21 protein-coding genes and 1 tRNA gene are annotated in these 18,535 nt (G+C 56.3%); 10 read left to right on the top strand and 12 right to left on the bottom strand.

Features of this window, described 5'->3' with window-relative positions:
- Nucleotides 1-43: 43 nt before the first annotated feature.
- From DXY38_RS09605 to psbX, 3 genes are all read right to left on the bottom strand, one after another.
- Nucleotides 44-571 (bottom strand): Tol biopolymer transporter periplasmic protein, encoded by a 528-nt coding sequence (locus tag DXY38_RS09605; RefSeq protein WP_115071463.1) that lies wholly within the window; start codon nucleotides 569-571, stop codon nucleotides 44-46.
- Nucleotides 572-594: 23 nt separating this feature from the next.
- A complete protein-coding gene (locus DXY38_RS09600) occupies nucleotides 595-1,584 on the bottom strand; it encodes a Ycf66 family protein (protein WP_115071462.1) in 990 nt (329 codons plus the stop codon).
- A gap of 80 nt (nucleotides 1,585-1,664) precedes the next feature.
- Nucleotides 1,665-1,787 (bottom strand): photosystem II reaction center X protein, encoded by a 123-nt coding sequence (gene psbX / locus DXY38_RS09595; RefSeq protein ID WP_011620364.1) that lies wholly within the window; start codon nucleotides 1,785-1,787, stop codon nucleotides 1,665-1,667.
- A gap of 100 nt (nucleotides 1,788-1,887) precedes the next feature.
- Here psbX and DXY38_RS09590 point away from each other — a divergent pair, with 100 nt between their 5' ends.
- Nucleotides 1,888-2,220, top strand: a complete 333-nt coding sequence (locus DXY38_RS09590) for a YggT family protein (RefSeq protein WP_115071461.1) — start codon at nucleotides 1,888-1,890, stop codon at nucleotides 2,218-2,220.
- 65 nt (nucleotides 2,221-2,285) lie between these two features.
- On the opposite strand, the gene accC is transcribed toward DXY38_RS09590, so the two are convergent.
- A complete protein-coding gene (accC, locus tag DXY38_RS09585; RefSeq protein WP_115071460.1) occupies nucleotides 2,286-3,629 on the bottom strand; it encodes an acetyl-CoA carboxylase biotin carboxylase subunit in 1,344 nt (447 codons plus the stop codon).
- A gap of 101 nt (nucleotides 3,630-3,730) precedes the next feature.
- Here accC and DXY38_RS09580 point away from each other — a divergent pair.
- The 3 genes from DXY38_RS09580 to msrB all read left to right on the top strand — a co-directional run bounded on the left by DXY38_RS09580 (nucleotide 3,731) and on the right by msrB (nucleotide 5,580).
- Nucleotides 3,731-3,812 (top strand) — tRNA-Leu (locus DXY38_RS09580).
- 28 nt (nucleotides 3,813-3,840) lie between these two features.
- A complete protein-coding gene (locus DXY38_RS09575; RefSeq protein WP_115071459.1) occupies nucleotides 3,841-5,127 on the top strand; it encodes a glycosyl transferase in 1,287 nt (428 codons plus the stop codon).
- A 27-nt stretch (nucleotides 5,128-5,154) separates the two neighbouring features.
- Nucleotides 5,155-5,580 carry a peptide-methionine (R)-S-oxide reductase MsrB gene (gene msrB, locus DXY38_RS09570; RefSeq protein WP_115071458.1) on the top strand — a complete coding sequence of 142 codons (426 nt, stop codon included), beginning with the start codon at nucleotides 5,155-5,157 and terminating at the stop codon, nucleotides 5,578-5,580.
- A 26-nt stretch (nucleotides 5,581-5,606) separates the two neighbouring features.
- On the opposite strand, the gene DXY38_RS09565 is transcribed toward msrB, so the two are convergent.
- The 3 genes from DXY38_RS09565 to DXY38_RS09555 all read right to left on the bottom strand — a co-directional run bounded on the left by DXY38_RS09565 (nucleotide 5,607) and on the right by DXY38_RS09555 (nucleotide 10,921).
- Nucleotides 5,607-6,776 (bottom strand): PRC-barrel domain-containing protein, encoded by a 1,170-nt coding sequence (locus tag DXY38_RS09565; protein WP_115071457.1) that lies wholly within the window; start codon nucleotides 6,774-6,776, stop codon nucleotides 5,607-5,609.
- A 60-nt stretch (nucleotides 6,777-6,836) separates the two neighbouring features.
- A complete protein-coding gene (gene smc / locus DXY38_RS09560) occupies nucleotides 6,837-10,394 on the bottom strand; it encodes a chromosome segregation protein SMC (protein WP_244279086.1) in 3,558 nt (1,185 codons plus the stop codon).
- Nucleotides 10,395-10,498: 104 nt separating this feature from the next.
- Nucleotides 10,499-10,921 carry a hypothetical protein gene (locus tag DXY38_RS09555; protein ID WP_115071455.1) on the bottom strand — a complete coding sequence of 141 codons (423 nt, stop codon included), beginning with the start codon at nucleotides 10,919-10,921 and terminating at the stop codon, nucleotides 10,499-10,501.
- Between the two features lie 45 nt (nucleotides 10,922-10,966).
- On the opposite strand from DXY38_RS09555, the gene DXY38_RS09550 reads away from it, so the two are divergent.
- Together DXY38_RS09550 and DXY38_RS09545 are read left to right on the top strand one after the other, a co-directional pair.
- On the top strand, nucleotides 10,967-11,395 hold the full coding sequence (locus DXY38_RS09550; protein ID WP_006854461.1) for a hypothetical protein: 429 nt from the start codon (nucleotides 10,967-10,969) through the stop codon (nucleotides 11,393-11,395).
- The gene (locus tag DXY38_RS09545) at nucleotides 11,392-11,790 is read left to right on the top strand and encodes a phage holin family protein (RefSeq protein ID WP_115071454.1); all 399 of its coding nucleotides are present in this window, start codon (nucleotides 11,392-11,394) and stop codon (nucleotides 11,788-11,790) included. Before DXY38_RS09550 ends, DXY38_RS09545 begins: the two co-directional genes overlap by 4 nt.
- A 10-nt stretch (nucleotides 11,791-11,800) precedes the next feature.
- Here the strand turns inward: DXY38_RS09545 and DXY38_RS09540 are convergent, their stop codons facing one another.
- Nucleotides 11,801-12,910 carry a class I SAM-dependent RNA methyltransferase gene (locus DXY38_RS09540; protein ID WP_371411005.1) on the bottom strand — a complete coding sequence of 370 codons (1,110 nt, stop codon included), beginning with the start codon at nucleotides 12,908-12,910 and terminating at the stop codon, nucleotides 11,801-11,803.
- Nucleotides 12,911-13,067: 157 nt separating this feature from the next.
- On the opposite strand from DXY38_RS09540, the gene DXY38_RS13725 reads away from it, so the two are divergent.
- The gene (locus DXY38_RS13725) at nucleotides 13,068-13,340 is read left to right on the top strand and encodes a hypothetical protein (protein WP_170952911.1); all 273 of its coding nucleotides are present in this window, start codon (nucleotides 13,068-13,070) and stop codon (nucleotides 13,338-13,340) included.
- Between the two features lie 1,611 nt (nucleotides 13,341-14,951).
- Here the strand turns inward: DXY38_RS13725 and DXY38_RS09525 are convergent.
- Complete coding sequence (locus tag DXY38_RS09525; RefSeq protein ID WP_244279085.1) at nucleotides 14,952-15,344, bottom strand: hypothetical protein; 393 nt, start codon at nucleotides 15,342-15,344, stop codon at nucleotides 14,952-14,954.
- Between the two features lie 332 nt (nucleotides 15,345-15,676).
- Between DXY38_RS09525 and DXY38_RS09520 the strand changes: the two genes are divergently transcribed.
- Nucleotides 15,677-16,036: a 4a-hydroxytetrahydrobiopterin dehydratase gene (locus tag DXY38_RS09520; RefSeq protein WP_244279084.1), complete on the top strand. Its 360-nt coding sequence runs from the start codon at nucleotides 15,677-15,679 to the stop codon at nucleotides 16,034-16,036.
- 154 nt (nucleotides 16,037-16,190) lie between these two features.
- Here DXY38_RS09520 and DXY38_RS09515 read toward each other — a convergent pair whose 3' ends face one another.
- The 3 genes from DXY38_RS09515 to DXY38_RS09505 form a co-directional block, all read right to left on the bottom strand.
- On the bottom strand, nucleotides 16,191-16,580 hold the full coding sequence (locus DXY38_RS09515; protein WP_115071452.1) for a putative quinol monooxygenase: 390 nt from the start codon (nucleotides 16,578-16,580) through the stop codon (nucleotides 16,191-16,193).
- Between the two features lie 98 nt (nucleotides 16,581-16,678).
- Nucleotides 16,679-16,996, bottom strand: coding sequence for a DUF3303 domain-containing protein (locus DXY38_RS09510; RefSeq protein WP_006854423.1), 318 nt, complete (start codon nucleotides 16,994-16,996; stop codon nucleotides 16,679-16,681).
- Nucleotides 16,997-17,155: 159 nt separating this feature from the next.
- The gene (locus DXY38_RS09505) at nucleotides 17,156-17,710 is read right to left on the bottom strand and encodes a hypothetical protein (protein WP_115071451.1); all 555 of its coding nucleotides are present in this window, start codon (nucleotides 17,708-17,710) and stop codon (nucleotides 17,156-17,158) included.
- 204 nt (nucleotides 17,711-17,914) lie between these two features.
- Between DXY38_RS09505 and DXY38_RS09500 the strand changes: the two genes are divergently transcribed.
- Nucleotides 17,915-18,184: a hypothetical protein gene (locus DXY38_RS09500; protein WP_244279083.1), complete on the top strand. Its 270-nt coding sequence runs from the start codon at nucleotides 17,915-17,917 to the stop codon at nucleotides 18,182-18,184.
- Nucleotides 18,156-18,461: a hypothetical protein gene (locus DXY38_RS09495; protein WP_136988104.1), complete on the top strand. Its 306-nt coding sequence runs from the start codon at nucleotides 18,156-18,158 to the stop codon at nucleotides 18,459-18,461. Before DXY38_RS09500 ends, DXY38_RS09495 begins: the two co-directional genes overlap by 29 nt.
- Nucleotides 18,462-18,535: the final 74 nt, after the last annotated feature.

Below are 18,535 nucleotides of genomic sequence, written 5' to 3'. Positions count from 1 at the left end.
ACGAAGAAACAGAGAAGGAAGGCCCATGGCAGGAATCGCTGTCTCATCGGTTTGCCTCGTTCGGCGTCGTGCGTCGCTGGCCTCCAGGCCCGTCGGGCTCCAGCAAGCCACTCAGATCGATCACTTCAACACGCCAACGTCCCTGGTCTGCGGTTTGAATGGCGAGTTTGCGTGCATCAGGAGCAAGGCTGACCTGCACGGGATCTCGTCCGGAGGGCAAGCGCAGGGGGTGGGCTTTGCCATTGAGGCGATCTTCAATCAAGACCAGCCTGTGGTTGCCGCGTTGGGTAATGACAGCCAAATAACGGCCGTTCCAGCTCAAGGACGGCGAGCTATGGGGCTGATGGCGAGAGAGGTGGCGTAAACGCAACGAACCCCCACCTTGCACGTTGCGTAATTGGACGGTCGGTCTGCCGTTTTGGTCTTCGATCACGGCTAACAACCGCCCATCACCGCTGAGGGCAGGGTCTTGTTGTTGTGGCGCCAGCAGGCCAGATGGTGCTCGGGTCGAGCGACCTTCACAGGAAGCAACTCCCAGTGCGAGCAGCACGAGGAGGAGGCGTCGAGTCATACCGGAATGAATGCTCAGACTGATCAGTCGTCGAAGCGGGAGTTGTTATCCCTGGGGCGGGAACTGCGGGGAGGGGTGCGATTGGTGTCCCTAGACGTTGCAGGTCCGTTCTCAGGGGCGGGATTGCGTCTGCTCACCGGGGGGTTGGAAGAGGGTTGCCGCGGGCTTGGGGAGTAAGCGGCATCTTCGGGTTCTCGTCGCAGCGGTGTGCCTTGGGGGATGCCAGGTTGTCCGTCTAAGCCGCTGCGTGCTGATCCAGTCGCTGATCGGCCAGCTGATCCTGTCGTGCGCGGGTTGAGGCCAGCCGCCCCAGCAGAGGCTCGGGATGAGGGTTCAGGCCTGGACGAAGCGACGGGAGTTGGCCGAGAGCCTCGGCGTTGATCCTGGCGTTGGCTGCGGCGCTCTCCAAAGCTTGGACCACTCGGTGCAGAGTCTTCGCCACGACCGAAGCGGGCCATGCGCCTCTCCCTTTCGCTGCTGTCTGACCAATCGGAGGGGGGATCGGGCCGCTGACGGCTCCGACTCGCGGCCTGCTCTGGGATCGCAGCTCTGGAGGTCCGACGGGGGCGGTAGAAATCTTGTTCAGGCCTCTCGTCGTCATCCGGGCCTTGGCCACCAAACCGACGTCGTATCGGCTGGGGTTCGTCGAATCGTTCGTAGGGATCGTCGTAACCACCCCGCAAACCTCCTGCGGGGCTTGCGGTTTCGGGCTCGTCATCGAAATAGGCCGAGCGCCTTGCCTGTTCCGCTGAAATCCCCCGAAGACGAACGCTCTCGTAGGCAAAAAACACCGTGGTTCCCGCCAACAGGAACTGTCCAAACTGGAGGATTGGGTCGAGTCGCCAGCCCTGGAAGAAAAGAATTCCTCCGCAGAGAAGGCCGATCGCCGCGAAGAACACGTCGTAATCACGAGCGAGAGCGGGCTTGAAACTGCGCATGAAGTAGAGCAGTGCTCCACCTACAGCCAGCACAATCCCAACAATGCTGGCCCAATTCAGACTGGCATTAACCACAGTGAAGCTCTCTGATAACGACCTGCGTGGAACCGAAGCTCGGGTCTAGTGAGCCCAGTCTACGGAGCGTGAAAGGGTCTTCAAAGTTTGCGATCAACCTGATCGGTTTGGCTGAGGAAAAAGAGCCCGATAGAAGCAGGGATCACAACGATCGCGACACCAGCAACGAGGCTGGTCAGAAAATTGGAGAGGGAGGGCGTCATAAGGAATTAGGACCGAATGCGTTTAGCGAGGCCTGATTGGCTGCGATCTTAGGGATCAAGGTCAAGTTTCTACGATGACATCTCCAATGCTTAGGGCTTTGTGACGCCAACGCTTGTCGCCATCCTCCCTCTTCTCAACTTGGCACTGGGTTTGCTGTTGGCCGTATGGACCCTCACATTCCTGGCGCGCATCGTGCTCACTTGGTATCCGCAGGTGGATCTATCCAAGGGCTTTTGGCCCCTGGTGGCTTGGCCCACAGAGTCGATCTTGGGGGTGACCCGCCGAGTTGTCTCTCCCATCGGGGGCGTGGATGTCACTCCCGTGATCTGGGTTGGGCTGCTCAGCTTGCTGCGCGAACTGCTGGTTGGGCAGCAAGGGTTGCTCTCCTTGGTGCTGCTCCGCGCCCAGTCCCTCGCCCAAATCACGGCCTGAATCACTGCCCTAGTCACGGCCTTAATCCGTGGTGGGAGCGCCGTTGACAACCCCTTGGCTCCCGCTTAGAGCATCTCCTCTTCAACGAATTTGGTGTGCACGTCGCCCCTTTGGAATTCAGGGCGGTCGAGCATGCGCAGGTGGAAGTCCACTGTTGTTGGAATGCCTGTGATGGCGCACTCGTTGAGAGCTCGCTTCATGCGTTCGAGGGCTGCAGGGCGATTGGGCGCCCAGATGATCAGCTTGCCGATCAGGGAGTCATAGAAGGGGGGAATGTCGTAGCCGGTATACACGTGGCTATCGACGCGGACTCCAGGGCCTCCAGGCGGTAACCAACCCGTGATCCGTCCTGGGGCTGGCCTGAAGTTGTGTTGGGCATCTTCGGCATTGATTCGGCATTCGATCGCATGCCCATTCATCTGGATATCTTCTTGCCGGACGCTGATCGGCTCCCCGCCGGCGATGCGTAGCTGCTCAGCAATCAGGTCGATACCCGTAACCATTTCCGTCACGGGATGCTCCACCTGGATGCGGGTGTTCATCTCCATGAAATAAAACCCACCACTTCGGTCCAGGAGGAATTCCACCGTTCCGGCGCCCTCGTAATTGATGCTGCGTGCCGCCGCGACCGCTGCATCTCCCATGCGACGACGCAGCTCAGGGTCCAGGGCCGGGCTTGGCGCTTCTTCGAGAAGTTTCTGATGACGTCGTTGGATCGAGCAGTCCCGTTCGCCGAGATGGACCACGTTGCCGTGACGGTCCGCCAGGATTTGGACTTCGACGTGACGGGGCCGGTCGATGAATTTCTCCATGTACAGCCCTGGATTTCCAAACGCTGCATCGGCCTCCCCCTGCGCCGCTTTGTAGAGCTTGACCAACTGATCAGGACTGGGCACGAGCCGCATGCCACGGCCGCCGCCGCCCGCGGTGGCCTTGATCATCACGGGGTAGCCCATGGCAGCAGCGAGCTCAGCGGCGGCCTCTGGGGTGGGTAGGAGGCCTTCGCTGCCAGGCACCGTTGGAACGCCCACAGCCTGCATGGTGGCTTTTGCCGTCGACTTGTCCCCCATCGATCGGATGGCATGGGGAGACGGACCGATAAACGTGATGCCGTGATCACGGCACATCTCAGCGAAGCGGTCGTTTTCCGCCAAAAACCCATAGCCGGGGTGAATGGCATCCGCCCCGCGGGAGGTGGCTGCCGCAAGAATGTTGGGGATGTTGAGGTAGCTCTTGTTGCTCGGACCTTCTCCGACGCAGACCGCCTCATCAGCGAGTTGAACGTGCAGTGCAGAACGATCCACGGTGCTGTACACCGCAACCGTGCTGATGCCGAGTTCACGGCAACTCCTCAGGATTCTTAGGGCAATCTCGCCGCGGTTGGCGATCAGCACCTTGCCGATGGGCATTCCGCAGCATCCGAGCCAGCGCGGATCGTATCAGCGGTTAGGCCTTTTCAGGCCTGTCGGTATACTCATCCATCGACGAGCCCCTTGGGAAACGTCGCCACGCGGATGTGGTGGAATTGGTAGACACGCACGTCTAAGGAGCGTGTGGCTTCGGCCTTGCGAGTTCAAGTCTCGCCATCCGCATCATTTTTCACAGTCCCAACGGCACTGAGTGACGTCACGCACCAAGGACCAAACCCTGGCTGTGGTGTTCGTCTCCAACGGCCCTGGTGAACTCACAACCTGGGTTCGTCCCCTTGCAGAGCAGCTGCATCGCCGCCTCCTGATGCGCCCCAGAGCTCCTGGGTCGTTATTGAGTTTGCGGCTGGTTTTGGTTCCCTGTCCCAATGCCACCGGGACGGAAGCCTCCGCGGCCTCCCGTTGGCATTTGTTTGATCGCATCACTCTGGCTCGGCAATTTTGGTTGCTGCTGTTGAGGCCATCTCGGTTTGGGGTATGGCCTGATCACGGCGTGGTGGTCTTTTTGGGCGGGGATCAATTTTGGAGTGTGTTGTTGTCAGCTCGGCTTGGTTATCGCCACATCACTTACGCGGAGTGGGTGGCGCGTTGGCCGCGTTGGAACGATCGCATTGCAGCCATGGCACCAGCGGTGAGGGATCAGCTGCCCAGTCGCTTCCGCTCCCGCTGCCGCGTCGTGGGCGACTTGATGGCGGATCTTTCCAGCCATGCCAGAGAGGAGGCCCCTCTTCCATCGGGTGAGTGGGTGGCTTTGTTGCCTGGTTCGAAACCGGCAAAACTCAGTGTGGGTGTTCCTTTTTTGCTGGAAACCGCAGACCGGTTGGCGGCTCAACGCCCTGGCTGTCGTTTTTTGTTGCCGGTGGCACCCACGACCACCATCGAAGATTTGGAACGTTATGCGAGTCGCTCGAATCCGATTGCGGCCTCGTACAACAGCGCTGTCGCCGCAATTGAACCGGCCCGCGCCGGCGAGGGTTTGAGGCGGTTGCTGACGCGTCATGGCACAGAGATTTACCTGCAGGAAAACCCTCCAGCTCACGGGGCTCTGAGTCAGTGCAAGCTGGCGCTCACCACCGTGGGAGCGAACACGGCTGAACTTGGCGCTCTTGGTGTGCCCATGATCGTGTTGGTGCCTACGCAGCATCTGGGGGTGATGCAGGCTTGGGACGGATGGCTCGGGCTATTAGCCCGTCTGCCAGGCCTCCGACGTCTGATCGGCTTGTTGCTCAGCGCTTGGCGTCTCCGAAACCATGGATTGATGGCTTGGCCCAACATCAGTGCTGGTCGCATGGTGGTTCCTGAACGGGTGGGACCGATCACGCCTGAGCAAATTGCCCTTGAGGCTGAGTCCTGGCTTGCGTCACCGGACAGGCTGCAGGGGCAACGCGATGACTTGCGTGGCCTTCGCGGTGAACCTGGGGCGGTTAGGGCACTTGCTGAGGAGGTTCAGGGACTCTTGCCATTGGCTCTTTCCGACTAGCGTCCCCGCCAGTCAAATGTTTGAGTCATGACGGGTGAGGCAGTAGCCGGTGGAGATCGGGTGGAACGCACTCCTGAGGAATGGAAGCAGCAACTCAGCCCAACCCAGTTTCAAGTGGCGCGTCAGGGCGGCACCGAAGCGGCGTTTACTGGTGCCTATTGGGATCACAAGGAAGACGGCATGTATCACTGCGTCTGTTGTGATGCGCCTCTGTTTAGCTCCAGCACAAAATTTGAATCGGGTACAGGCTGGCCAAGCTTCTGGAATGGTGTGACCCAGGGGGCGATTCGCACCCATGAAGATCGCAGCCACGGGATGGTGCGAACAGAGATTCTCTGTGCGCGTTGTGATGCCCATCTAGGGCATGTGTTCAACGATGGACCCGCACCCACCGGTCAGCGCTACTGCACGAACAGCGCTTCCCTCGACTTCAAAAAGAAAGCCAGCAGTTGAGTTGAGGCGTGGCTTGATCCCTGGCTTTACCAGGGATCATCAAGGGGTTGGCTCTCCGGTTCTTGGGGAGAACGCGCTTCGATCGGTTCTACATCGAGGGGTTCGCCTGGGCGTTCGATCGGGCGACGGGAGGCCGGTCTTGGCCGCTGTTCAAAGCGTGGGGCAGCATCCAGTTGCTGCGGTGCTGCGGCGCGCTGGGGCTCTTGGTAGCGGTCTTGGTCCTGGAAGGGCTCGGGTTCACGAAAACGCTCTGGCTCCGGCTCACGGAATCTGCGCTCCTCGCTGTAGGCCTCCGGTTCGTTGAAGGGTTCGGGCTCGCGATACGACGGCGTCTCGTTGTAGCTCTCGGATTGGCGATAGGGCTCTCGATAGGAGCTGTCACGCTCCTGCATCGGCGCTTCATCCAAATAGCGACGCTCTCGCGTGTTCTCACTGCGGCGATCTTCGAGTTCGACGTACTCGAGTTCGCGTTCGGTTTCGAAGCGTTGTGAGTCAGAGGCCTCCAGCATTCTGGGTGCCTCTTCGACGGCTTGTCCTGAGCTGAGCTGGTTTTCAACGGGGACGATGTTCACTCTGTAACGCTCCCGCTCCTGTTCCTCCCAGCTCGGCCCTCCAACGCCCAGTTTTTCCAGCACTCCGCTGCTCAGTTGTTTGAGTTTGTCTTCGGCGCCCTCGTACACAATGATTCGGTCGGCGCCACTGCTAACGATTTCATCGACAGGGATTTCCCAGGTGCTGAGCACGCCTTCCCCAAGGAGAGGAACGCCAACGGCTCCCATCACAAGCGTGGTGAGTTCGCCCGTCTCGATGTCGAAGGAGAAGCCCAACACGCGGCCGAGCGTTTGACCCGATTCTGTGATCACCTGGCAATTGATCACCCGGCTGTATCGGTCCGGGGAAAAGCCCTCACTGAGGGAGTCTGCGGAGTCGACCAGGATCACATCGCCCACCTGCCGTATGCGGTCAAGGGGCATCCAACGGGGCAGTCCCGGTAAGAACCGGGTGAGCGGGTTGTCTCTCAACCCGAGGGCGACCACTTCGCGACGGTCGATATCCACAACCACTTCACCAACAACGCCCAAGCGTCTGCCGGAATCTCTGGTGATCACTTGGGTCCCCATTAATTCCGACCGAAGCCAAAGCCTGTCGCTGGGGACGGTTGCCAGTGGGTCGTTGGGGGACGGGGACGAGCTCAAATGCAGGCCTCAGCCAGAGCAATTCGACTCATTTTGACGCAAGACCAGGGAGCTCGCTGTTCAGGCTGCATCGGGTAATCCCACAACCTGGGTGTGAGCGCCACGGGCCTGGGTCACACCGATGGTGCGCTGTGAGGCGCCAATCATCGGTCGCCTGTGGCTGACGACAAGGAACTGGGCCTCTTCGGCTTGATGGGCAATCAAGGCCGCAAGCCGTTCCACATTCACGCCATCGAGGAAGCTATCCACTTCATCGAGGGCATAGAAGGGTGAGGGGCGGAAGCGTTGCAGTGCAAAAAGAAAACTGAGTGCGGTCAGTGACTTCTCCCCACCGGACATGGCCGCCAGGCGGCGTACGGCCTTGCCTTTCGGATGAGCGACCAGGGTGAGCCCTCCCTCGAGGGGATCGTCTGGATTGTCCAGCTGCAGCTTGCCATCGCCCTCGGACAGGCTTGCAAAAATCTCTGAGAAATGCCCATCGACGGCTTGAAAGGCTTCCATAAACGCCTCTTGCCGGAGGGTGGCCACCGTTTCGATCCTCAACAGCAGTTCTTCGCGCTCCTGGCTGAGCACGTCGAGGCGTTCGCCCAGGTCCCCCAGCCGTTCTTCCAGTGCCGTGAGCTCTTCGAGGGCCAGCATGTTGACCGGTTCGAGGGCTTCCATCCGTCTCAGAAGTTGCTGCAGCTGTTCCTGCAGGGCCTCAAGGCCGGCATCGCGGATCTCTTCTGGGATTTCAGGAAGGGGGTTGGGCAGTGTGGGCTTGAGCTCCTCTAAGCGGATTCCACCGCTGCGCAGTTGCTCTTGAATCGCTTGACGCTCCTCCTGCAACCGTTCGAGTTCCCAGCGGGCTTGCTGGAGGTTCTGACGCAGCTCGGCCACGGACGCTTCTGCCGCATCCCGAGCGCGACGCTCCTCCCCAAATTTGGTTTGGAGGATTTGTTGCTGGCTTTCCAAAGCCTGGCGACGTTCCTGCAACTCCTTCTGTTCATCACGCCAGCGTTGATGGGCTTCAGCGAGTGCTGTGACGGCGCGTTGGAGACTGCTTTCTTCTTCTTCGATCGCCTGTTGTTGGTCAGCGATTCGGGTTTGTGCCAATTCGCGTTCACGCTGATGCTGGAGGCGATCATCGCGATGGCGGCGGGCCAGCTCCAAGGCGTTGTCCGACTGTTCAAGTTCGGCTTGGAGTTGTTGCCAGTTCCCGGCATCGGCTTCGGCTTGAACCTTTCGCTCCTCAGTGGAAATTCTCTCGAGTTCGTCGAGCAGAGGACTGATGGTGGTTTTGAGAATGAGCAGTCGCTGTTCTTGTTGCGTACGGTTGGCTTGAAGGCTGTTGAGACGCTCACTGCGTTGGCGGCAACGCTCCAACAAGGGTCCATGGGCTCGCTTGGCTGCAGTTCTCTCCGCATCCAGGGCCGCTTGCCTTTGTTCCAGCTGACGCAGCCGTGGTCGTTCTTGCTCGAGCGCTTGAAGCAGTCGGCTTTCTTCTCGCCTGCAAGCCACCAGGGTTTCGCCAAGCTCGAGCAGCCGCTGCCGAAGCGGTTCGGCTTCGTCGCTGTCACTGCTCACCCCGAAACTCAGCCCACCGCTGCGCTGGCTGAAGCTGCCGCCGGTCATCGCGCCACTTTTTTCGAGCAGTTCGCCTTCGAGGGTGACGGCGCGGAAACGCCCGATTTGTTGCCGAGCACTGCCTAGGTCGCTGAACACCTGTGTGTCGCCAAAGACGTACCCGAACACGTCGCTATAGATCGGCTCGTAGCGGATTAATTCCACAGCTCGCGCGATCAGGCCGGCGCCCTGGTCTCCATCCGGTCGGCGGCCACGGGCCATCGCTGAGCCACCGCTACCGCCAGCGGCTTGGGATCGAATTTTGTTGAGAGGTAAAAACGTCAAACGGCCCGCCCGCCGGCTCTTCAGCAAATCGATGGCACGGGCTGCAATCCGGTCGTTGTCGACAACCACCTGGGCCATGCGTGCTCCAGCTGCGACCTCGAGGGCTAGGCGATGGCGATCTTCCACTTCGCCTAGTTGAGCAACGGCTCCATGGATTCCATCCAGTCCCGCTTCCAGCAAGAGGCGCAAGGCCCCCGTCCCCCTTGTTTCCTGCAGGGCTTCCCGGCGGCTTTCTAATCGGGCGATTTCCCGTTCCAGGCGGGTCTGTTCCTCTTCCAGCCTTGTGCGGGTGCGTTGTTGGATCGCAACGGCTTCAGCGCGTTCTTGGAGCTGTTCTTTGCCGCTGCGCAGGCTTTCCAGAAGCGCTTGCCACTCCTGTTCCAGGGCTTCCAGCTGGTCTTGAACTTCACGGTCTTCGGCACCGGCTTCGTCCCGTTCCAGCTGCAGCTCGGATTGACGCGCTTCGTCCAGACGCAAACGCTCTTGGAGTTGCTGTTGTTCCTCCTGAAGAGGCGTGAGCGTGGTTTGTAAGTCTGAGCGGCGTGCGGCCCGTTGGCGTTGCTCATCCAGCCAGGCTCCTGATCGCCCGGCGACATCGCCGAGGCGCCTGCGCGAGATTTCAACAGCAGCTTCGGCATCGCGGCAGGCTTGCTCTGCTGCCTGAAGCACCTCCGGGTTGTTGGCTTGCTTGAGCCCTTCGCTGTCTGCTTGAAGTTGCTGTCGGCGGCTGGTGAGGGTCTGTCGCAGTCCTTGTAGGCGTTCGCCTTCCTGCTGATGTTGCGTGGCTTGACGTTCGAGAGCGCGGTTCTGAGGATCGAGACCGGCCAATTCCGCCTGCACGCTGAGCAGTTGGTCTTCGCCTAAGGCCTTCACGCTCTCCTGAAGGGTTTGGAGGCGTGTGGCCTGCTCAGACAAGGTTGTTTCCTTCTCCTTGATGGCTGCGCTGTCGCGGATCTCCTGCTCGCTGAGTTGGTGTTGGCGGGTTTTGAGCTGCTTCAGCTCCGCTTCAGCGGCTTCGAAGGCCAGCACAAGCTCCTGCTGCCTGCCACGTTGCACTTGATCGCGTAGGTCTTGATAGGCCCGTGCTTTTGCGCAGTCCTTTTCCAGGCGTTGGCGGGCGGTTAGGAGTTCTTGTTCAACGATGCGGCAGCGATCTTGCCGCTCTTGCACGTCGTCGAGCTTTCGGCGGCTCTGTTCAATGCGGGTGTCGAAGAGCGCGACACCTGCCAGCTCGTCGATGAGGCCGCGGCGGTCCCGATTGCTCATCGAGACAATCCGCGTCACGTCGCCTTGCATCACGACATTGCTGCCTTCTGGATCGATGCGCAATCGGCGTAGCTGGGTTTGCAGCTGCTGCAGGTTGCACGGTTCCCCGTCTGAGCTGTAGGTGCTGCTGTAAGACCCCCCCGGCATCACGCGCAGCTTGCGCGTCACCGTCCACTCATTGGCATCAGCCTGAATCCAGGGACCGTCTTCAGGGGGTTCAATCCCCTCCTCCGCGGCATCTGGCTGCCAGTCGCTCAGATCAAAACGCACGCTGACGGTGGTCTCAGCCGACTTGCCTGCCTTGAGCATGCCGCTGTTAACCAGATCGGGTAAGCGATCGGCACGCATGCCCCGGCTGTTGGCCAGGCCTAGGCAAAAAAGAACGCCATCGAGAATATTGCTCTTTCCAGACCCATTGGGACCGGTCACCACAGTGAACCCGGTCTCGAGGGGGATGGTCATCGCCCCACCGAAGGACTTGAAGTGAGTTAGTCCGACCTGATTGATATGGACCAACAGGTGACACAGCTGTCAGCAAATCAAAACTAGCGAAGCTTCTGAAAAGCTCAAGGGCTTGGCGTCGGTCTGTGATCTGCTGATGAATGCAGCCGGCATCCGCCATCGGCTAGTTCGAGGATCAAGGGGTCTGGAAAGCGAAGGGCGGCAGTGCCGCGGAGCTCAACCCTGATCAGCGCCTTTGGGTTGTCGGGTAAGACCCCCTGGAAAGTGCCACCCACAATGCGCCGTCCCCAACCGCGCCCTCCAGACACGGCCGCTGACGTTCGCTCTAGCCAGATCAGTCGGTGCCTTGGCAATGGGGTGGCTTTGAGGCTGGGGCCATTGGGAAGGGGAACACTGCGCAGACGCCAGGTGCGGCAGCTTTCACCATCTTCAAGCAGTAAATCCACATGCCTGCATGCCGGATCATCTGGAGCATTCGTGTGCTCTAGGAATAGGTATCGAGACAGTTGCCCTGAGATGGGTGTCATCTTCTAGACACCATCCCTAGTCTGAAAAAGGCGTTACCCCTACCCATGGACTCAGCTCCATCCCAAGAGGAAGACAAGGATTTTGCGCAGCGGTTTCGGGATCATTTTGAGTCTCTCGTTCCTGAAATCCAGCGTCGTTGGCCCGAGGTGACGCATCAAGCCTTAGATGCCACCCGGGGCAGTTTTGATGAGGTTGTGCAATTGATTGCTTCCCAAAGCGATCGAGCGGTGCAAACCGTGCAGCTACAGCTGGAAGATTTGATGCATCATCCCGGGGAGAGCGTGCGCAGTTTTGCGGACACGCTTGAGCCCTTGGAGGAGCAACTCGAGCATCTGCTTGATGATCTCAATGCCACCTTGCGACCCAAGATTGAACGCCCCGTGCGAGAGCGGCCGCTGCTGGCCATCGCCATCGCTGCTGGGGTTGGCCTTCTTGTCGGTGCCCTGCTCACTGGAGGTCGTCGTTCCTCATGAGTGAACTACCTGGATCTCAGGAGAGCCGCCCAAGAGGTCTCGGCGCGGCGGGTCGAGTGACCTCGCTAGCCGCTTCGGTGATGGACCTGCATGTCCGTATTGCTCTGCAGGAAGTTGGTCGAGAGAAGCGCCGCCTGATTGGCGGGGGTGTGTTTTTGGCCATGGGCGGAACCTTGATGCTCTTGGCTCTCGTGGCTGTTGAAACGGCCTTTGTGGTCTGGTCGTTGACCGCTTTCAGTTGGACGTTGCTGCAGTCGTTGCTCACCCTTGCGTTCTTGAATGTGGTGGTTGCGGGTGCGAGCTTGCGGATTGGAGGCCAGCTGGCCAAGGGCCCTTATTTGCCGCAGACCCTGGAAGGGTTGTCCAAAACCACCCGCGCCGTGATGGGGCGTTGATCGATTGCGGTCAACGCACTTGATAATGCAACCAGCGGCAGTCGATGCCTCCGTTGTTGATCGGGATCCGTCGGGACGCTCTCATCCGCAGGGCTCCCGTTACTCCAGCATTGCCGCTAAGCAACCAGAAATCCCATCCTGAGGCTTGGCTTTTCACCATGGCTCCGAGATCGCCGTACAGCGCTTCAAGATCCTGATCGGCTCCGATGCGTAATCCATAAGGAGGATTGCAAACGATCGTTCCTGGTCCTTCGGGGAGCTGGAGATCTCGGAAATCTCCCGTTTGAATGGAGATCAAGTGGGAAAGACCAGCGGCCTCAACGTTGTTACGAGCCTGTTTGGCAATCGATGGATCCTGTTCGCAGCCAATGATGAGGGGTTGGAACTGGCCCTGCTCTTGGCGCTTGAGCGCGCGTTCTTTCTCCTCTCTCCAGAGGTCGTCATCAAAATCAGCCCAACCTTCGAGGGCAAAGCTGCGGTTGAGGCCAGGGGCATGCCCTGCAGCCAGTGACGCCGCTTCGATGAGCAACGTTCCCGAGCCACAGAGGGGATCGACGAGCGGAGTGCTTCCTGTCCATCCACTCAGGCGGATCAAGCCAGCGGCGAGATTCTCTTTGAGGGGAGCATCCCCCATTTCTGCGCGATAGCCGCGGCGGTGGAGACTGCCGCCTGATCCATCGAGACTCAGCACGCCACCCTCTCGAGCGAGATGCACGTGCAGGCAAACATCAGGTTCGTCGAGATCGATCGAGGACCGTTGTCCCCAGATGTCGCGTTGTCGATCAACGATCGCGTTCTTGATTTGCAGTGCGGAGTAGTGGCTGTGATTAAGGCCGGGAGCTGTCCCAGTGACATCCACCCGAAAACTCATCGAGGGATGCAGCCAGCGTTCCCAGTTCAGTCCTTCCTGCACCCCTGAATACAGCGACTCGCGTCCATCACATGGGAATCGGGCTACTTCACGCAGCAATCGAAAAGGCAGACGGCATTGCAAATGAAGCCGATACAGGCAAGCCATATCTGCCTCGAATGAGACGGCCCTACGCAGTGGTTTCACCGCTTTCGCTCCTAAGGCAAGAAGCTCAGTGACTCCAGCTTCTTCCAATCCTTGAGGTAGCACGGAGACACCTTTAATGCGCTCAGATTTTGCTTGCTTTCTGTTCACTACTACGTCTCGACTTATGCCTACTGATTGACACGGTATCTGAGCCTAAGTCTCTTGTCTTGGTTGTAAGCCCAGAGAGCCTCCGGGACATGCGATCGCCTTAATAAAAGCGGTGGCCAATTTGCAGAAAAGCTCCTGTTTTGTTTTTAAATGTATCTGTCAAGATGATGATCTTGTTGATGATTTATTGATTATTTTTGCCTTCTTGAATAGCAAGAATACTGCATGGAGTGGGTATCTGAAATCTGGCTTTTGGTTGGTATCAATATTTGGTTTTTCTGAATATCTTCCTGCTTGCTTGCTGCGTCGTAGGGGCATCGCAAAGGCACTGGTGTTTTTTGCTCTTCGAGAGGCGAGGCATCTTTCGGTCTTGATGCCAGAATGATGAGGTTCGTTCTTGAACGGACTAGGTGGTCCACACCGGTGTTTCGGACAGCGGTTCGATTCCGCTCAGCTCCATTCTGCCTTCGGGGCTGCAATGGTTTCGACGGGGCATAAGGAGGGTGACTGAAGCCTGCTCGGTAAGAGCAAATCCCGTAACTGCGAACAACATCGTACGTTTCTCCCGTCAAGCAGCCCCTGTTGCTGCCTGACCCTTTTAAGGGAGATGGGGTGAAGTCAGCCTTATCACCCAAGTGACTCGTGGGGGTGGAATGCCCCCTTCAATCTTTCCAAGACAGCGGATCTTCAAGGGTCCGCTTTTTTAGTGTGCAATCTCGGTCTCCAGGTGGCCGTTTATGGCGAATTTGACTTCGCTCGGCAGCGGTGGGTTCATGCATCAGTTCTCGTAAGACCTGAGGTGGGTTCGTACCAGCAGATGCTTATCAGTGTTTCGGCTAGAACTTATTCGCTCTCAGCCAACCAATCGAACCTGCTGGTGCATGGTTTGAAGCTGCCTGGTTTGAGGTTTGGTTTTGGATCACTCGCGCCAGGTACCAAAGCCCTTTTTGCCCTGAAAGATGACGTTGCACCGTTTGCAGGCGTATCACCGACGAGCCAATCCCGATTAACCCTTTTTAACGGTTCGGGCACCCACTGTTGATCGAGGTAACTGTCGCTGGTGATTGGCCCATGCAGTTGCGCAGGAAGGCGGCTGATCTTGTATGGATGTGTTGGCCTGAATAGGTATGTGCCAACCCCTCACCGTGTAGGACTGCTGTGGCTGTAAGAGCACCAAGCAATCCTTTCTGGAGGAAATGACACAGATTGCTCTGAGGATTTCCGCTGATAATTTTGTTCATACCGGGCAGTCGTGCATTGTTTTCAGAGTTAATCATTGGAAATAGTAGGTTGATTGATTATGAGCAAAAGACTTTCTTCGCACAACACACCATCTCCCGAGTTAATGGCTGAGTTGATGACCCGCGTCAAGCGTTGCTGTGATGTTACTCATAGGCTTAGTGGACAAGCTCAATCCCGCTTGTGGCGGGATCAGTTTGTCCTTGCGATTACGACAATAATTTGATGAGCTGACTTCTAAACTGCTTTTAGGGATAAACAGTCAGAGAGCTCAGTTGTGTTCGGGTGATGATGCTTTCATGGCCTCGATTTATTTTGTGAAATAGTCGGGGTATTTGGTTCTAAGCTCTGGCCTGTCCGTCTTGATGCTGATATCCATAGTATTTCGAATCAGCATGTGCAAAATATTGCGATTGGATGTTATCTTCTCTCCTAGCAGCCTATGGGAGGCAAGAAACTCGCTACATCCATTCCCTCCAATCAGTTCGTTAAGGCTTTTGTTGAGTCTTTCCGTTGCTTCAAGTGCAATCACTAAATCACGCGAGATGGCCTCCTGATACGTAGTCGGGGGTGTAGCCGTTGGATTCGGAGGGTGGGATTTGTCATGCTTTCCTGCTCCTGATCGACGGATCGGCCTGTGAATTCTTGGCGTCGTTGTCATTGGATTCTGTATCTATTACCCAAAGCATATCCGTGATTTGGATTTGCTTTGGGTAATTTCTAATACAAAATTGGGAGTCGCCTGGAACGGTGATTGCTAAACATCCTGGCTGTAGTCTTCTAATAGCATGGCTAAGCCATTAAAATGAGAGCATAGTTCTCCTCTCATTTGTGCATAGTAAACGAGCTTTTCGGTGTCATTTGTCTCATCAATTAACTCCCCGAGATTGTCTGTTATGCGGTCTAACGCTTCGTAAGCGATGACTAAATCTTCGGATATCAGTTCTTGTTTTGCAGGTGAAGTCATTTTGGGGTTGGCGTCAATCAATTGTTTGCGGAATGCCTCTATTTCCATCGCTGCTCTCCTTTTGCGTGTTCCTTCCAATTTACTGCTGATTAGAAGTATATGCGTAGTCCTTAATACAGAAAGGGTGGCTATCGGCCATGCCGAAATTTGTTTCATTGCATTTAGGGAACGCTTCTGCGCCAAGCTTTTCTTGCTAGTCCATCACCTCTGCACGTCTCCATTGAGCACGAACGGTTTTGATGTTCTTTATCGGCATTGAATTGGTTGCAGCGTTTGCATTTGGCCTCTTCTTGTTCATCTTTCTCGCCAAACCGCTCGATGTATTTCAGGGTTTTTATTGCATTCATGGTTGTTGACCGTCTGTTTCGGCTGTAGAGGCCCATGCTCTGGCATGGGCTTCAAGCTTGTAGGCCTGTTTCAGCTTCTCCCCCTCAGGCTGTCGTTTGAAGAAGGTTTCGACCTTGTGTCCATCAGCAGCTTCCCTTGTATGGATTCAATGCAGGTCTATCAATGCTGTGGCCATACTGAAAATGTTGCCGGTGATCTCAATGGATTTAGCCAAACAGACCTGTATCCCCTGCCAAGAAGGGGCTCCCAAACTCACAGAAGCAGAACTTGCTGATCTGCTGCCTCAACTGCCTGGCTGGGAAGTGGTTGATAACCATCACCTCACGCGTTCGTTGCGATTCATCGATTTTCAGACGGCCCTCGATTGGGTGAATGCAGCTGGTGCGATCTGTGAAGTCGAGGGACACCATGCTGAGTTTTCCCTAGGCTGGGCACACGCGGAAGCTGTGATTTACACCCATAAGGTTGACGGCCTAACGCAAGCCGATGCTGTATTGGCAGCAAAGCTGAATGGAATTGATGTTTAGATCGACGTCTTGAGGAAGATGATCTGAAGCTAAGTAGGAGGCTTCTGTTTATAAGGCTTTTTCTGCTTCAACAAAAAACCCGCCTGTGGCGGGGAACGATTCTCAATCAGTGCGAACGATTTGAGTCACCAAGTTGGCATTGATCTGGTTTTAATTATAATCTGCTGTATCCCAGTTTGGATGGGTAAATCTTGAGAGGAAGACCGAAAGATTCCATCAGCTTTCTGCACTCCTCGCCAACAGTGCCGTAAACCTCGATGCTGAATCCATCTCCTAGTTCAGCATGCTTTTGCAAATATTCCTGGACTGGAGGATTTGAGACGTGAAGGGCAAAGGCTTTGTCATTGGCGTACACCTCTGACCAAACAAACATCTGTGGGTCTTCCGGATCCTGATCAAAGGTGTGATGAAGCATTCCAGGCTCGGAAGACTGAACGGCTGCATCAGTCACACGGGCAAGCTCTAGATACTGGTCCACGCAGCCCTGCTTCACGTGGATCCGGGCCAGAAGCATGAAGGGAGTGGATTGATCGAATGTCGCCATTTTGAGCCTTGAATTTTATTGATTATCACAAAGTCACCCTCAATACGTTCAGTCACAGCAGTCAACGGACTGAGGGTGGAGGTGATGCAACCAGCTGGTCAGTCAGTGGAGGCAGCAGCTTGAACTCCTGGCCACATGGCCGCGAACTCAGCATCGGAAACAACAGGTGTCACTTCGAATTCGATGCCAAAGCCCTTGATCCAAGGGGCGAGATGGGCCCAGACCTTGCCTATGTTGCTCGCAACAGCAATGGCCATTCCTGTTCCACCGATGGGCTCGCAGACGCGATATTTGAGCTCAAAGCCATCGAAGCAATCTCCAGGGCCGCCAGCATTGATGTATTCAGCAAATGGAGTGCAGGCATCCCAAGACCCTTCCACTGTTGGGAAATTCCAGACGATTAAATAGTGCTGCATTAACTTTCAACCTTCTCTACCAGTGGCTCTAATGAGTAAGTGTCACTTGTGTTACGGAACTGATCAGTGACCTGTCAAATGACAATTAGCCCAGATGAATGAACGCGTCTTGCTTTTTGCCGAGTGATTCCCGCTGGGACTTGGGTAGAAGCTTGCCGCCTAGTCGCTTTGAAGAGTTATTCCGTCTGTTTCCTCTTCGTTGATTGAGAGACGCATTCGCCTCAGCTCTAGGGCCATGTCTGAGATGGTCCTGATGATCTCCAGCTCCCACTTGCATGCATAGCTGAACTCCTCAGCGATGTCAGTGATCAGGACTGGCACATCATCGTTTTCGTAGCTGCGACTGATCGCCAGCTGCATCCTATGGACCCACCATTTCCAGTATTCGTCCTGGTGAGGGGTGAGGTCCTTGATGTCGAAGGAGAACTGGACATCGCGTAAGGGGGGCATCAGCAGAGCTGATTTCCCGAGCTTGTTGCCTTGTTTGGGGCTGAGGAATTCGTTGGTCCTGTTCATCGGATCAGACCAGAGGTCTGGGCTGTTCGGCCTTTCAGCAAAACAGCAGCGCTGTTCCCGCTCTACCCCCAAAAGGGTGATCAGTCCGAGGGTCTGTGGCTGACCAGGTATAGCGGTGATGTTGTTGTGCGATAGATGTGCTGGGGGAAAGCTGCGCGCTCCCGCTGCCATCAGAACCCCGGTCGCCTTGGGGTTCAAGGATCGTGCTCTTCATTTTGCCTTTCTTCAGTACGCTTTCAGCCGGCCTACTTGTAAGAGGCCTTAAAGATGTTGATCAAGGGCTTAACGGTTTTACTTCCCTCATGCATCTTTTGTCATATCCTAGGGCGGAAATTTCAAGAGATTAATGCTTTACTCATTGTTATGAGCGATAGGACGATGACGTTGATCAATCTGTTGTTCTTGAGCTTCATCCTGTCTGTCGGTGTTATTCCAACAAGCCATGCCAAAGACACAGAACCACTGAGGCTTGGTAAGTGCGATCCTGATGGTGCTGTAAAAACTCTTGATGCAGGATTAAAAAAAGGGAAAAGTTTAAATGCTGCGATGAAAATGGTCATCAATAACAAGCAGTTTGATGGCTCAAATGCTTGCATCACCTTCATTCGTGAATCATCTATGGAGCAGCGTGAATCTGCTCCCTATGCTTTCAAAAAACTTTGGATGGAATAACGGTCATTCTTCTATTGATATTTCGTTCGTAATGGCAGAGGGCAGTTTTTTCCGCTTCTCGTTTGTGCTGGAATTGCCTGATAGTTTTCAGAATTCTAGGCAATCAAGATCCCATCCATGGTGGGGGATAGAAGAAGCAAATAGCTTGTTTTTTGTGGTCATCGTTGCTGAAGCCCTCTCTTGGTTGTTCAACATTGTTTGTTTCGCTCATCGAGGCTTTGCCTCTAATGGGATTGACGGTCCCATGGCGATGCCACCTGCCATGGGAGTGAGCTGATGACCTGTATCAACCGCTGCTGTGATGCCCGCTGCACGATCAGCCTGAGGCAGGCGAACTTTGCAACCCGTTAC

Origin of the sequence: Synechococcus sp. UW179B, from assembly GCF_900474245.1 — a bacterium.
Lineage (GTDB): Bacteria > Cyanobacteriota > Cyanobacteriia > PCC-6307 > Cyanobiaceae > Synechococcus_C.
Note: the sequence above shows the minus strand (reverse complement) of the source record. Positions and strands in the feature narration are given on the sequence as shown.

Bases quoted from the DNA above. Each gene is read 5' to 3' on its own strand.
- DXY38_RS09550 (WP_006854461.1), top strand. From the start codon at position 10,967: ATGGACTCAGCTCCATCCCAAGAGGAAGACAAGGATTTTGCGCAGCGG.
- psbX (WP_011620364.1), bottom strand. From the start codon at position 1,787: ATGACGCCCTCCCTCTCCAATTTTCTGACCAGCCTCGTTGCTGGTGTC.
- DXY38_RS09545 (WP_115071454.1), top strand. From the start codon at position 11,392: ATGAGTGAACTACCTGGATCTCAGGAGAGCCGCCCAAGAGGTCTCGGC.
- msrB (WP_115071458.1), top strand. From the start codon at position 5,155: ATGACGGGTGAGGCAGTAGCCGGTGGAGATCGGGTGGAACGCACTCCT.
- DXY38_RS09510 (WP_006854423.1), bottom strand. From the start codon at position 16,996: ATGCAGCACTATTTAATCGTCTGGAATTTCCCAACAGTGGAAGGGTCT.
- DXY38_RS09495 (WP_136988104.1), top strand. From the start codon at position 18,156: ATGCTTTCAAAAAACTTTGGATGGAATAACGGTCATTCTTCTATTGAT.
- DXY38_RS09515 (WP_115071452.1), bottom strand. From the start codon at position 16,580: ATGGCGACATTCGATCAATCCACTCCCTTCATGCTTCTGGCCCGGATC.
- DXY38_RS09605 (WP_115071463.1), bottom strand. From the start codon at position 571: ATGACTCGACGCCTCCTCCTCGTGCTGCTCGCACTGGGAGTTGCTTCC.
- smc (WP_244279086.1), bottom strand. From the start codon at position 10,394: ATGACCATCCCCCTCGAGACCGGGTTCACTGTGGTGACCGGTCCCAAT.
- accC (WP_115071460.1), bottom strand. From the start codon at position 3,629: ATGCCCATCGGCAAGGTGCTGATCGCCAACCGCGGCGAGATTGCCCTA.
- DXY38_RS09555 (WP_115071455.1), bottom strand. From the start codon at position 10,921: ATGACACCCATCTCAGGGCAACTGTCTCGATACCTATTCCTAGAGCAC.